This is a genomic window from Sinorhizobium sp. B11 (assembly GCA_039725955.1).
Lineage (GTDB): Bacteria > Pseudomonadota > Alphaproteobacteria > Rhizobiales > Rhizobiaceae > Rhizobium.
Window position 1 is genome coordinate 1768031 of the sequence record CP091034.1, and the last position, 13586, is coordinate 1781616.

Annotated in this window: 11 protein-coding genes; all 11 read left to right on the forward strand. The window is 60.4% G+C overall.

What is annotated here, in order from left to right; genetic code table 11:
• Positions 1 to 19 precede the first annotated feature (19 nt).
• The 11 genes from LVY75_18650 to glmS all read left to right on the forward strand — a co-directional run bounded on the left by LVY75_18650 (position 20) and on the right by glmS (position 13583).
• Positions 20 to 1588 carry an ABC transporter ATP-binding protein gene (locus LVY75_18650; GenBank protein XAZ25182.1) on the forward strand — a complete coding sequence of 523 codons (1569 nt, stop codon included), beginning with the start codon at positions 20 to 22 and terminating at the stop codon, positions 1586 to 1588.
• Positions 1578 to 2663 (forward strand): ABC transporter permease, encoded by a 1086-nt coding sequence (locus tag LVY75_18655; GenBank protein XAZ25183.1) that lies wholly within the window; start codon positions 1578 to 1580, stop codon positions 2661 to 2663. The genes LVY75_18650 and LVY75_18655 overlap by 11 nt, the downstream gene beginning before the upstream one ends.
• On the forward strand, positions 2660 to 3580 hold the full coding sequence (locus LVY75_18660) for an ABC transporter permease (protein XAZ25184.1): 921 nt from the start codon (positions 2660 to 2662) through the stop codon (positions 3578 to 3580). Before LVY75_18655 ends, LVY75_18660 begins: the two co-directional genes overlap by 4 nt.
• 52 nt (positions 3581 to 3632) lie before the next feature.
• A complete protein-coding gene (locus tag LVY75_18665; protein ID XAZ25185.1) occupies positions 3633 to 4709 on the forward strand; it encodes a BMP family ABC transporter substrate-binding protein in 1077 nt (358 codons plus the stop codon).
• Between the two features lie 148 nt (positions 4710 to 4857).
• Positions 4858 to 5820: an ABC transporter substrate-binding protein gene (locus tag LVY75_18670; protein XAZ25186.1), complete on the forward strand. Its 963-nt coding sequence runs from the start codon at positions 4858 to 4860 to the stop codon at positions 5818 to 5820.
• A 120-nt stretch (positions 5821 to 5940) separates the two neighbouring features.
• A complete protein-coding gene (locus LVY75_18675; protein ID XAZ25187.1) occupies positions 5941 to 7464 on the forward strand; it encodes a sugar ABC transporter ATP-binding protein in 1524 nt (507 codons plus the stop codon).
• Positions 7461 to 8471 carry an ABC transporter permease gene (locus LVY75_18680; protein ID XAZ25188.1) on the forward strand — a complete coding sequence of 337 codons (1011 nt, stop codon included), beginning with the start codon at positions 7461 to 7463 and terminating at the stop codon, positions 8469 to 8471. Before LVY75_18675 ends, LVY75_18680 begins: the two co-directional genes overlap by 4 nt.
• Positions 8468 to 9436, forward strand: coding sequence for a sugar ABC transporter permease YjfF (gene yjfF, locus LVY75_18685; GenBank protein XAZ25189.1), 969 nt, complete (start codon positions 8468 to 8470; stop codon positions 9434 to 9436). Before LVY75_18680 ends, yjfF begins: the two co-directional genes overlap by 4 nt.
• Before the next feature lie 13 nt (positions 9437 to 9449).
• Positions 9450 to 10223 carry a FadR family transcriptional regulator gene (locus LVY75_18690; protein XAZ25190.1) on the forward strand — a complete coding sequence of 258 codons (774 nt, stop codon included), beginning with the start codon at positions 9450 to 9452 and terminating at the stop codon, positions 10221 to 10223.
• A 63-nt stretch (positions 10224 to 10286) separates the two neighbouring features.
• On the forward strand, positions 10287 to 11648 hold the full coding sequence (gene glmU, locus LVY75_18695; protein XAZ25191.1) for a bifunctional UDP-N-acetylglucosamine diphosphorylase/glucosamine-1-phosphate N-acetyltransferase GlmU: 1362 nt from the start codon (positions 10287 to 10289) through the stop codon (positions 11646 to 11648).
• A gap of 108 nt (positions 11649 to 11756) precedes the next feature.
• Positions 11757 to 13583 carry a glutamine--fructose-6-phosphate transaminase (isomerizing) gene (gene glmS, locus LVY75_18700; protein ID XAZ25192.1) on the forward strand — a complete coding sequence of 609 codons (1827 nt, stop codon included), beginning with the start codon at positions 11757 to 11759 and terminating at the stop codon, positions 13581 to 13583.
• Positions 13584 to 13586 lie beyond the last annotated feature (3 nt).

Sequence of the window (13586 nt, forward strand, 5' to 3'; positions counted from 1 at the left end):
CAGAAGAAATGAGGGGAACGTGTCGCCATTGAATGTGCCGGCTTCCGGCGCGTTGTTATCGGTGCAAAAGCTGACGAAATTCTTCGGTAGCTTTGCCGCCTGCAATGAAATCGATCTCGATATAGCGCCGGGCGAAATTCATGCGCTCCTCGGCGAAAATGGCGCAGGCAAATCCACGCTGGTCAAGATGCTCTTCGGCGTTCTGGAACCGACGGATGGGCATATCCTCTGGGAGGGAGCGCCGGTTGCGATCACCTCGCCGGGCGAGGCCCGCAAGCTCGGCATCGGCATGGTCTTCCAGCATTTTTCGCTGTTCGAGGCGCTGACCGTTGCCGAAAATATCGCGCTTTCGCTTGATGACAGCATTCCGATCGGCAGGATCGCCGAAGAGGCGAGGGCGCTGTCTGCGGCCTATGGCCTCCCGCTCGATCCGCATGCGCATGTCGCCGATCTCTCGGTCGGCGAGCGTCAGCGCATCGAAATCGTCCGCGCGCTCTTGCAGAACCCGAAGCTCATCATCCTCGATGAACCGACATCGGTGCTGACACCGCAGGAGGCCGACAAGCTCTTCGAAACACTTTTCAAGCTGCGTGCCGAGGGGCGCTCCGTTCTCTATATCAGCCACCGCCTGGAAGAGGTGCAGCGTATTTGCGATCGCGCCACCGTGCTCCGCCACGGTCGTGTGACCGGCGCCTGCGATCCGAAGCAGGAAACGCCCGCCTCTCTCGCCCGGATGATGGTCGGCAGTGAGGTGGCGGCTGTGACCCATCCCGAGCGTAGCGATAAGGGCGAGGTGCAACTCGCCGTTTCGAGCCTTTCCGTTGCAGCGCGCACGCCCTTTGCCATGCCGCTGCGCGATGTCTCCATGAGCGTGCGATCGGGCGAAATCCTGGCGATCGCCGGTGTCGCTGGTAACGGGCAGAGTGAGCTGTTCGATGCGCTGTCCGGCGAATATCCTGTGTCGTCGGCCGAAGCGATCGTGATCCGCAAGAAGCCGGTCGGAACGCAGGGAATCACGGCCCGCCGCCTGCTTGGCGCCGGTTTCGTGCCGGAAGAGCGGCATGGTCATGCGGCGGTGTCGGCCATGAAGCTCTCTGACAATCTGGTGCTGGCCCGCAGCCAGTCGGACCGAAAGGCCTTTCTCGGTGTCCTCGGCATTATCAGGCAGGGCGCGGTGAAATCCGCCGCACGGCGCATTTCAGAGGCCATGGACGTGCGCAAGAGCGGCGATGATCCCGCCGCGGGCTCACTCTCCGGCGGCAATCTGCAGAAATTCATCGTCGGCCGCGAACTCGACCGCCAGCCGGCTGTGCTGGTCGTCAACCAGCCGACCTGGGGTGTGGATGCCGGTGCTGCAAGCCGCATCCGTCAGGCGCTTGTGGACCTGGCAAAAGCGGGCTCCGCCGTCGTCGTCATCAGCCAGGATCTCGACGAAATCTTCGAGGTGGCGACAGATATCGCCGTCATCTCCGAGGGACGGCTTTCAAAACCCTATGCGGCAGGTGAACTCACGCGCGAGAAGATTGGCTTGCTGATGGGCGGCCTGCATGAAGGCAAGCATGCCGCGGAGGCCGCTGATGCGCATTGAGCTTGAAAAGCGCCCGCAGGTCTCGAAGCTCTACGCCTTCGTTTCTCCGCTTCTCGCTCTCGTCCTGACGCTTATATTTGGCGCGATCATGTTCGCTATGCTCGGCAAGGATCCGGTCGAGGCACTCGATGCCTTCTTCCTCGAGCCACTTTTGGAAGTCTGGTCGTTGCACGAATTGGCGGTCAAGGCAGCACCGCTGATCCTGATCGCCGTCGGTCTTGCCGTCTGTTATCGCTCCAACAACTGGAATATCGGCGCCGAAGGCCAGTTCACCATCGGCGCGATCACCGGCTCCTATGTCCCGATCATCTTCTACGACTGGCATTCACCGCTTGTACTGCCGCTGATGCTGGTTCTGGGAGCGCTCGGCGGCGCGCTGTTCGCAGCCGTTCCGGCATTATTGAAAGCGCATTTCAACACCAACGAGATCCTGACGTCGCTGATGCTGGTCTATATCGCCCAGCTCTTTCTCGATTGGCTGATCCGCGGCGCATGGCGCGATCCGAAGGGTTTCAACTTCCCGGTCTCGCGCGACTTTGCGCCGGAGGCGATCGTGCCGGCAATATGGGAGGAGTCCGGCCGCGCCCACTGGGCCTTCATTTTCGCGATCGTCGCGGCTGTTCTCGTCTGGTTCATGATGCGCTTCACTCTGAAGGGCTTCGAAGTCGTCGTGCTCGGCCAGTCGGAACGGGCAGGGCGCTTCGCAGGCTTTTCCTCGAAGAAGATGATCTGGTTCAGCTTCCTCTTTTCCGGCGCGCTCGCAGGCCTAGCCGGGATCTGCGAGGTCTCGGGCTCGATCGGCCACCTGCAGCCGGCGATTTCGCCCGGTTACGGCTTCACCGCCATCATCGTCGCCTTCCTCGGTCGCCTCAATCCGCTCGGCGTCATTGCTTCCGGTCTTGTGCTGGCGCTGACCTATCTGGGCGGTGAGGCGGCGCAGCTTTCGATCGGTGTTTCGGACAAGGTCACCCGCGTCTTCCAGGGGCTTATCCTTTTCTTCGTGCTCTCCTGCGACACGCTGATCTATTATAAAATCCGCATCGTCTGGTCGCGGGTGAGAGGCAACGCGGCATGAGCATCTTCGAAGCCATTCTCCTGACGGTTATCACCGCCTCCACGCCGCTCGTCATCGCAGCCCTCGGTGAGCTCGTGACGGAGCGCTCCGGCGTCCTCAATCTCGGCGTCGAGGGCATGATGATCATGGGTGCTGTCGCCGCCTTTGCCGGCGCGCAGATCTCCGGTTCGCCCTATGTCGGCATCATCTGCGGCATTGCCGCCGGCGCGCTTTTCTCGCTGCTCTTCGCCTTCCTGACGCTGACACTGGTGGCAAACCAGGTGGCGACCGGCCTGGCGCTGACCCTTCTCGGCCTTGGCGTCTCCGGCCAACTCGGCGAGCCCTATGTCAGCGTCCCCGGCATTCAGCTGAAAGAGATCGTCGTCCCGCTTCTGTCCGATATTCCCGTTATCGGCCCGGTTCTCTTCAAGCAGGATCTGATCTTCTACCTGTCGATTGCCTTGCTCTTCGGCGTGAGCTGGTTCCTGTTCAGAAGCCGCCCCGGCCTGAAACTCAGGGCGATCGGCGACAGCCACGGTTCTGCCCATGCGCTCGGCATTCATGTCATCCGCACGCGCTATCTGGCTGTCATGTTCGGCGGTGCCTGCGCGGGTCTTGCCGGCGCGCAGCTTTCGCTCGTCTATACGCCGCAATGGGTGGAGAACATGTCCGCCGGCCGCGGCTGGATCACGCTGGCGCTGGTGGTCTTTGCTTCCTGGCGCCCGTGGCGGGTCTTTGCCGGCGGTTATCTCTTCGGAGCGGTCACGATCCTGCAGCTTCATGCGCAGGCCTTCGGTCTCGGCATCCCATCGCAGTTCCTCTCGATGCTGCCCTATGCCGCGACTATTGTGGTTCTCATCATCATTTCTCATAATCGACGCACGACGTTGATCAACACGCCCGCGTCGCTTGGAAAAGCCTTCGTACCGGAGCGATAAAACAAGAACACGGACGGGTTTCCGGAATAACTTCAAACCAACAGGGGTCATCATGAAGAAGTTCGCACTCACACTTGCCGCATCGGCCGCAGCCGTGATCGGCATATCCTCGGCCGCCGCGGCGGCGGACAAGACGAAGGTCTGCTTCGTCTATGTCGGCGCACACAATGACGGCGGTTATTCGCAGGCGCACGATGTCGGCCGCCAGCAGATCCAGGCCGAATTCGGTGACAAGATCGAAACGCCCTACCTCGAAAACGTTCCGGAAGGCCCGGATGCCGAACGCGCCATCGAGCGCCTCGCACGTTCCGGCTGCCAGCTGATCTTCACGACGTCTTTCGGTTTCATGGACGCGACGGTCAAGGTTGCCGCCAAGTTCCCGAAGGTCAAGTTCGAGCACGGCACCGGCTACAAGGCCGGCCCGAACCTCGCGACCTACAATTCGCGCTTCTATGAAGGCCGCTACATCCTCGGCCAGATCGCCGCCAAGACCTCGAAGAATCATGGCGCTGCCTACATCGCCTCCTTCCCGATCCCGGAAGTGGTCATGGGCATCAACTCCTTCGAGCAGGGCGCAAAGTCGATCGACCCGAGCTTCAAGCTCAAGGTCATCTGGGTCAACACCTGGTTCGACCCGGGCAAGGAAGCAGACGCTGCCAAGGCCATGATCGACCAGGGCGTCGACGTGCTGACCCAGCACACCGACACGACGGCGCCGATGCAGGTTGCCGAAGAGCGCGGCATCCACGCTTTCGGCCAGGCATCGGACATGATCGCAGCCGGCCCGAAGGCTCAGCTGACGGCGATCGTCGATACCTGGGGCAACTATTACTCCAAGCGCGTTCATGCCCTTCTCGACGGCACCTGGAAGTCCGAGCAGAGCTGGGACGGTCTGAAGGATGGCATCCTCAAGATGGCGCCTTACACCAACATGCCTGACGACGTGAAGAAGATGGCTGAGGAAACCGAAGCCAAGATCAAGTCCGGCGAACTGCATCCTTTCACCGGTCCGATCAACAAGCAGGACGGCACACCCTGGCTGAAAGCCGGCGAGAAGGCTGACGACGGCACGCTGCTCGGCATGAACTTCTACGTCGAAGGCGTGGATGACAAGCTGCCGGCACAATAAGCAGATTTTGTAACTCGCAGTTGCGAAAAGGCGCTCTGAAAAGAGCGCCTTTTTTGCTGCAGTGCATACCAAAATGCGCATTTACAAAAGTATTACTATATGATTTTTTGACCCTGCGCCGCGAGACGCGGCATTGGGAGAGGAAATCATGAAATTGAAGACTGCACTTTTGAGTGCCACGATTCTGGCTGCCTGCATGTTCGGTTCGGCTTCGGCCGCCGGCTTGACTGTTGGCTTCTCGCAGATCGGTTCGGAATCGGGCTGGCGCGCGGCTGAAACGACAGTGACCAAGGAACAGGCCAAGAAGCGCGGCATCGATCTGAAGTTTGCCGATGCGCAGCAGAAGCAGGAAAACCAGATCAAGGCTCTGCGCTCCTTCATTGCTCAGGGCGTCGATGCCATTCTCATTGCTCCCGTTGTCGAAACCGGCTGGGACGACGTTCTGAAGGAAGCCAAGGAAGCCAAGATTCCGGTCATCCTTCTCGACCGTACGATCAAGGCTCCTGACGATCTCTACCTGACGGCGGTTACCTCCGACCTGGTCCACGAAGGCAAGGTCGCAGGCGACTTCCTGGTAAAGACCGTCGGCGACAAGAAGTGCAACGTCGTCGAGCTGCAGGGCACCACCGGTTCGTCGCCGGCCATCGCTCGCAAGAAGGGCTTCGAAGAGGCTCTTGCCGGCCACGACAACCTGAAGATCGTTCGCAGCCAGACCGGCGACTTTACCCGCACCAAGGGCAAGGAAGTCATGGAAAGCTTCCTGAAGGCCGAGAACGGCGGCAAGGACATCTGCGCTCTCTATGCCCATAACGACGATATGGCGGTTGGCGCCATCCAGGCGATCAAGGAAGCTGGCCTGAAGCCGGGCAAGGATATCCTCGTCGTCTCCATCGACGCCGTGCCCGACATTTTCAAGGCCATGTCCGAAGGTGAGGCCAATGCCACGGTCGAGCTGACGCCGAACATGGCAGGCCCGGCCTTCGATGCGCTCGATGCATACCTGAAGGACAAGAAGGCTCCGGCGAAGTGGATCCAGACTGAATCCAAGCTCTATACGCCTGCTGACGACCCGATGAAGGTCTACGAAGAAAAGAAGGGCCAGGGCTACTGATTTGAACCTGCAACCGCACCGGTCCATCATGGACCGGTGCGGAACTGCCGGTGCCGGGCCGGGCGTCATGCCCGGTTTTGGCGCAGGCGCAAGGCGCAATATCAGGAAACAGCAGCCCTCATGGTTCACAATTTCGAGAATATTCTCGCAGCCTCGGCCATTTCGAAATTCTTCCCCGGCGCTGTCGCCCTGGACAAGGTGGATTTCACGCTGCGCCGTGGCGAGGTTCACGCCTTGCTCGGCGAAAACGGCGCCGGCAAGTCGACGCTCATCAAATGCATTACCGGCGCCTATCGCCGCGATGGTGGAAGCCTGACACTGGAAGGTCACGAGATTGATCCGGCCGATACGCTGGCCGCCCAGAAGCTCGGCATCGGCACCGTCTACCAAGAGGTCAACCTCCTCTCCAATCTCAGCGTCGCGGAGAATCTGTTCCTCGGCCGCCAGCCGAAGCGTTTCGGCATGATCGATGCCCGCACCATGAACCGGAATGCCCGTGAGCTTCTGGCAGGCTACGGTCTCGATATCGACGTCACCGCGCAGCTCGACCGTTTCTCGGTCGCCGTCCAGCAGATCGTCGCGATCGCTCGCGCCGTCGATCTGTCGGGCAAGGTGCTCATTCTCGACGAGCCCACCGCCAGCCTCGATACCCATGAAGTCGAGATGCTTTTCCGCATCATAAATGACTTGAAGAAGCGCGGATTGGGTATTGTCTTCATTACTCATTTCCTCGAACAGGTCTATGCCGTCAGTGACCGCATCACCGTGCTGCGCAACGGCCGGCTTGTGGGGACGCACGCGGCAGCCGAACTGTCGCGGCAGAACCTGATCGCCATGATGCTCGGGCGCGAACTCGCGCAGACGGAACATGCCGCCAAGGAACGCATGATTGCCGCCGGCGAGGTCAAATATGCTTTCGAGGGCTTTGGAAAACGCGGCAAGGTGAAACCCTTCGATCTCGAGGTCCGCGTCGGCGAAGTTGTCGGCATTGCCGGACTTCTCGGCTCCGGTCGCACGGAAACGGCAGAACTCATGTTCGGCATCGAAAGCGCCGACAGCGGCGTCGCCAGGATCGATGGCACGCCGGTGACGCTGTCGAGCCCACGTGCCGCAATCGCCAGGGGCTTCGGCTTCTGCCCGGAAGATCGCAAGACGGATGGCATCATCGGCGACCTGTCGATCCGCGAGAACATAGCGCTTGCCCTGCAGGCGCGCCGCGGCTGGGCGCGGCCGCTTTCGCGCGCCGAACAGAATGCGATCGCCGACGAATATATCAAGGCGCTCGATATCCGCACGACCGACCGTGAAAAGCCTATTCGGCTTCTGTCGGGCGGTAATCAGCAGAAGGCGATCCTTGCTCGCTGGCTCGCCACCAATCCCGATTTCCTGATCCTGGACGAACCGACCCGCGGCATCGATGTCGGTGCCCATGCCGAGATCATCAAGCTGATCGAGCAACTGTGCGCCAGGGGCATGTCGCTGATCGTCATTTCTTCGGAACTGGAGGAGCTGGTTGCCTACAGTTCCCGCGTCATCGTGCTGCGCGATCGCGAACATATCGCTGAACTGACCGGTGAGCGCATAACCGCCGCCGGCATCGTCGACGCCATTGCTGCGGGCGACAAACGAACGGAGGATGCATGACTGCCTCGCTGAAGGCGCTGGGCTTTCGTCTTGCGCCGCAATTGATTGCGCTTTTGGTTGTTCTTCTTTTGAATTTCAGCTTCTTCCCGCAATTTCTTGATGTAATTGTTCAAAATGGCCGGCTCTACGGAAGCGTTATCGATGTGCTCAATCGCGGCGCGCCGGTTGCGCTGCTGGCGATCGGCATGACACTTGTGATCGCCACCAAGGGCATCGACCTTTCAGTCGGCGCGGTCATCGCGATTTGTGGCGCCGTTGCAGCCTCGTCGATCGTCGAAGGCAATTCGCTTGCCTATACGCTGGCACTCACTGTTGTCGTCGGCCTGCTCTGCGGCTTCTGGAATGGCTTCCTCGTCGCCGTCCTCAACATACAGCCGATCATCGCCACGCTCGTTCTGATGGTCGCCGGCCGCGGGATCGCCCAGCTCATCACCGAAGGCGCCATCATGACGTTCAACGATGACGGGCTGATCTTTCTCGGCAGCGGCTCCTTCGCCTTCCTGCCTATGCCCGTTGTCATCTGGCTGATCGTCGCCCTGATGGTCATCCTGCTGGTCCGCCGCACCGCCCTCGGCATGCTGATCGAGGCTGTCGGCATCAATAGGCGCGCGAGCACGCTGTCAGGCGTACAGACGCCGGTGCTGTTGATGGCGGTCTATATGCTGAGCGGCCTCTGTGCTTCCATCGCGGGCGTCATCGTCGCCGCCGACATCAAGGGTGCGGACGCCAACAATGCCGGCCTCTGGCTCGAGCTCGATGCCATCCTCGCCGTGGTCGTAGGCGGCAACTCGCTGCTCGGTGGCCGCTTCAGCATCATCGGCTCGCTGGTTGGCGCTATGATCATCCAGGCAGTCAACACCGGTATTCTGCTTTCCGGCTTTCCGCCGGAGTTCAATCTCATCATCAAGGCGATCATCATCATCGTCATTCTGGTCATCCAGTCGCCGGCCATGCAATCGCTGACCAGCTTCCTGAGCCGCCGGACGGACGCAAAGGGGCGCAAATGAATTCCAAATACTTGCCGCTCTTTGCGACGATCGTCATCTTCGTGCTCGCCTACGCAGTTTGCACGCTGCAATATCCGAACATCCTGTCGACACGCGTCATCGGCAATCTGCTGACGGATAACGCATTTCTCGGCATCGCCGCCGTCGGCATGACCTTCGTCATCATCTCCGGTGGCATCGATCTGTCGATTGGATCCGTTATCGCCTTCACCGGTGTTTTTCTCGCAGTGATCCTGCAGAATACCAGCATTCATCCGCTGGCCGCCTTTGCGATCGTTCTCATCATCACCACCGCCTTCGGTGCCGTGATGGGTATGATCATCCATTTCCTGCAGATGCCGCCGTTCATCGTGACACTTGCCGGCATGTTCCTCGCTCGCGGCATGGCCTATGTCCTGTCGATCGACAGCATTCCGATCAATCACGAATATTATTCGACGCTGACCAGCCTCTATTATCGTTTGCCGGGTGGCGGACGTCTGACGCTGATCGGCGCCATCATGCTGATCGTGTTCGCAGCCGGCATATTCATCGCGCACCGCACCCGCTTCGGGACCAATGTCTATGCGCTGGGCGGCGGCGTGCAGACGGCACAGTTGATGGGCGTTCCAGTGGCGCGCACGACGATCCAGATCTACGCCTTGTCGGGTTTTCTGGCGGGCCTATCCGGAATCGTTTTTTCCCTATACACCTCTGCAGGATATTCTCTTGCGGCGGTGGGCGTCGAACTGGATGCCATCGCAGCAGTCGTCATCGGAGGGACGCTGCTGACAGGAGGAGCGGGATTCGTGGCAGGGACCTTCATCGGTCTGCTGATCCAGGGGCTCATTCAGACTTACATCACTTTCGACGGCACGCTGTCGAGCTGGTGGACGAAAATCCTGATTGGCCTGCTGCTTTTTGCATTCATGGTGATGCAGAAGGCCATCCTTTTCCTTTCCAGTCTGAACAGGAGATATGGCTAGGAGGAGAGTCGTATTGCGCAACAGATCGCTTGAAACCCGTAAGGTAGGGCGAAGAACCCGAACAAGCCACGCGCATGTCGTCGATGAACTCGGCCGGGGAATCGTTGCCGGAACCTATCCCGTCGGCGCTATCCTGCCCGGAGACGGAGAACTGGCGCAGCGCTTCAAGGTTTCGCGTACGGTGCTGCGTGAAACGATGAAGACGCTCGCCGCCAAGGGCATGGTCGTTGCAAAGGCGCGCGTCGGTACGCGTGTTACGGAAAAGAACTTCTGGAACATGTTCGACACCGAAATCATATCCTGGCATTTCGCCAACGGTGTGAGTGAAGAATTCCTCCTGCAGCTTTACGATATCCGTCTCGCTTTCGAACCTTTCGCGGCCGGCCTCGTGGCCGAGCGTGCAAAACCGGACGAGATCGAATGGCTGCGCGGCCTGGCGCTCGACATGGCCGCAAGTGACCATACGGCCGACAGCCTGGCACTTGCCGATCTGCGCTTCCATCTTGCCGTTTCAGAGGCGTCCCATAATCCCTTCATGCGCACGCTTGGCGGGCTCATCGAGGCGGCACTCGTTGGCATGTTCCGCATGAGTACGCCGCCATCCGAGAACGGTTTCGCCAACATTGCTGAAACCCATATGCGCATCGTCGACGCGATTGCGGCAGGCGACGCCGCCGCGGCTCGCAAGGCGATGGAAATTGTCATCGTTGAGGGCAGGGACCACGTCCACGAAGCCTTCTCCGCGCTTTCCGAGCCCATCGTTTCCCTGCCGATTTCGTCTTTTTGAAGCGTCGCCTTGCTGCTATGAGCGGCGGAAGAGCCGCCTCGCAATGGATTCTCGGAGTCTGCCATGGAACGCACCTGCCTTGCCGTCATTCTCGCCGCCGGTGACAGCACCCGAATGAAATCCGCAAAGTCGAAGGTGCTTCATGAGGTCGCCGGCCGACCGATGATCGCTCATGTCGTCGATGCCGTGGCCGCAACCGGAGTGTCTTCCGTTGCCCTCGTCGTCGGTCGGGATGCCGAGAAAGTAACAAAGGCTGCCGATATCGGTGGCGTGACGGTCAAATCGTATGTTCAGGAACAGCGCCTCGGTACCGGCCACGCCGTTCTCGCCGCCCGTGAGGCGATTGCCGAAGGCTATGACGATGTTCTCGTGACTTACGGCGACGTGCCGCTGCAGACCGCCGGTCCGCTGCTCGAAGCCCGCAAGGCATTGGCCGAAGGCAGCGACATCGTCGTCATCGGTTTCCATACGGACCGTCCGGCCGGCTACGGACGCCTGCTTGTCAAGGATGGCGAATTGATTGCCATCCGGGAGGAGAAGGACGCCACGAACGCCGAGCGTGCCGTCAAGTGGTGCAACAGCGGCCTCATGGTGATCAACGGCCGCAAGGCGCTCGACCTGCTGTCGCGCATCGGCAACAGTAATGCCAAGGGCGAATATTATCTGACCGATCTCGTCGAGATCGCCCGCTCGCTCGGTGGCCGCGTCACTGCCGTCGATGCGCCTGAGGTCGAGATGGCCGGCTGCAACAACCGCGCCGAGCTCGCGGCGATCGAACGCTTCTGGCAGGAGCGCCGCCGCCACGAACTGATGCTCTCGGGTGTGACTATGATCGCGCCGGAAACGGTATTCCTTTGCTACGACACCGTCATCGGCCAGGATGCACTGATCGAGCCGAATGTCGTCTTCGGCCCCGGCGCCGTCATCGATGGCGGTGCGGTCATCCATGCCTTCTCGCATATCGAGGGCGCGCATGTGAGCGAAGGCGCGACGGTCGGTCCTTTTGCCCGTCTGCGTCCGGGTGCCGATCTCTCGGTTGGATCCAAGGTCGGCAATTTCTGCGAAGTCAAGAACGGCAAGATCGGCGAGGGCGCCAAGGTGAACCACCTGACCTATATCGGCGATGCCGCTATCGGCTCCGGCACTAACATCGGCGCCGGCACGGTCACCTGCAATTATGACGGGGTGAACAAGTTCGAGACCGTCATCGGCAAGGACGCTTTCATCGGCTCGAATTCCTCGCTGGTTGCTCCGGTCACGATCGGCGATAGCGCCTATATCGCATCGGGCAGCGTCATCACCGCAGACGTGCCTGATGATGCACTCGCCTTCGGCCGTGCCCGACAGGAGATCAAGCCCGAACGCGCCAAGCTCCTGCGAGAACGGGCGCTCGCCATCAAGGCTGCAAAGAAGGCCAAAGGCTGAGCCTTCTTCGGTAACGTGCCGAAACCGAAAGTGACCGCCGTACCAATTGAGAAATAAGCGGGAATCGCTAGGAGTGGCCTCACTGAACAGGTCTGAGGGGACGTTTGCATGTGCGGAATTGTTGGGATCGTCGGAAATGCGCCGGTTGCGAGCCGTCTTGTCGATGCGCTGAAGCGGCTGGAATATCGCGGCTACGATTCCGCCGGTGTCGCCACCATCCATGATGGCGTGATGGATCGCCGCCGCGCCGAGGGCAAGCTTTTCAACCTCGAAAAGCGTCTCGACAGCGAGCCATTGCCCGGAACGACCGGCATCGCCCATACACGCTGGGCAACCCACGGTGTGCCGAACGAGACTAACGCCCATCCGCATTTCGTCGAAGGCGTCGCCGTCGTCCACAATGGCATCATCGAAAATTTCTCCGAACTGCGCGACGAACTGAGCCACGAGGGCGCGGCCTTTCAGAGCCAGACCGACACGGAAGTCGTCGCCCATCTGATGGCGAAGTATCTGCGTGAAGGCCTGACCCCGCGAGAAGCCATGCTGAAGATGCTGAACCGCGTCACCGGCGCCTATGCGCTGGCCGTGATGCTGAAGAGCGATCCCAGCACGATCATGGCAGCCCGCTCCGGCCCGCCGCTTGCCATTGGCTATGGCAAGGGCGAGATGTTCCTGGGATCGGATGCTATCGCGCTGTCCCCCTTCACCAATGAAATTACCTATCTCGTCGACGGTGATTGGGCGATCATCACCCGCGAAGGCGCGACCGTGCTCGATTTCTCCGGCAAGGTGGTCAAGCGTCCGCGCCAGATTTCCCAGGCGACCGCCTATGTGGTCGACAAGGGCAATCACCGCCATTTCATGGAAAAGGAAATCTACGAGCAACCTGAGGTGATCTCCCATGCGCTCAGCCATTACGTGGATTTTGCTGCCAACACCATCAGCCCGAACGCATCAGCCATCGATTTCAAGGCCGCCACCGGCCTTGCGATCTCGGCCTGCGGCACTGCCTATCTCGCCGGCCTGATCGGAAAATACTGGTTCGAGCGCTATGCCCGCCTGCCGGTCGAAATCGATGTCGCCTCTGAGTTCCGCTACCGCGAAATGCCGCTGCAGCCGTCGCAGGCGGCCCTCTTCATCTCGCAGTCCGGCGAAACCGCCGATACGCTGGCCTCGCTGCGCTACTGCAAGGACAATGGCCTGAAGATCGGCGCCGTCGTCAATGTGCGGGAATCGACCATCGCTCGCGAATCCGATGCCGTCTTCCCGATCATGGCCGGGCCGGAAATCGGCGTTGCCTCCACCAAGGCTTTCACCTGCCAGCTTGCCGTCCTTGCATCACTGGCGATCGGCGCAGGCCGGGCTCGCGGCACGATCAGCCCCGATGACGAGAAGGCGATGGTCCGCCACCTTGCGGAAATGCCGCGCATCATGAGCCGTGTCCTCAATCTCATCCAGCCGCAGATGGAAGGCTTGTCCCGCGAACTCTCCAAGTGCAAGGACGTGCTCTATCTCGGCCGCGGCACCAGCTTCCCGCTTGCCATGGAAGGCGCGCTGAAGCTCAAGGAGATCTCCTATATTCACGCCGAAGGTTATGCGGCGGGCGAGCTGAAGCATGGGCCGATCGCACTGATCGACGAGAACATGCCTGTCATCGTCATTGCGCCCCATGACCGGTTCTTTGAAAAGACGGTGTCCAACATGCAGGAGGTCGCAGCCCGTGGCGGCCGCATCATCTTCATCACCGACGAGAATGGCGCTGTTGCTTCCAAACTGCCGACCATGGCGACGATCACGCTGCCCAATGTCGACGAAATCATCTCGCCGATGATCTTCTCGCTGCCAATCCAGCTGCTTGCTTACCATACGGCAGTCTTCATGGGCACGGACGTTGACCAGCCGCGCAACCTCGCAAAATCGGTGACTGTGGAGTAAGCC

Bases quoted from the DNA above. Each gene is read 5' to 3' on its own strand.
- LVY75_18660 (XAZ25184.1), top strand. From the start codon at position 2,660: ATGAGCATCTTCGAAGCCATTCTCCTGACGGTTATCACCGCCTCCACG.
- glmS (XAZ25192.1), top strand. From the start codon at position 11,757: ATGTGCGGAATTGTTGGGATCGTCGGAAATGCGCCGGTTGCGAGCCGT.
- LVY75_18670 (XAZ25186.1), top strand. From the start codon at position 4,858: ATGAAATTGAAGACTGCACTTTTGAGTGCCACGATTCTGGCTGCCTGC.
- LVY75_18680 (XAZ25188.1), top strand. From the start codon at position 7,461: ATGACTGCCTCGCTGAAGGCGCTGGGCTTTCGTCTTGCGCCGCAATTG.
- LVY75_18675 (XAZ25187.1), top strand. From the start codon at position 5,941: ATGGTTCACAATTTCGAGAATATTCTCGCAGCCTCGGCCATTTCGAAA.
- yjfF (XAZ25189.1), top strand. From the start codon at position 8,468: ATGAATTCCAAATACTTGCCGCTCTTTGCGACGATCGTCATCTTCGTG.
- LVY75_18665 (XAZ25185.1), top strand. From the start codon at position 3,633: ATGAAGAAGTTCGCACTCACACTTGCCGCATCGGCCGCAGCCGTGATC.
- LVY75_18655 (XAZ25183.1), top strand. From the start codon at position 1,578: ATGCGCATTGAGCTTGAAAAGCGCCCGCAGGTCTCGAAGCTCTACGCC.
- glmU (XAZ25191.1), top strand. From the start codon at position 10,287: ATGGAACGCACCTGCCTTGCCGTCATTCTCGCCGCCGGTGACAGCACC.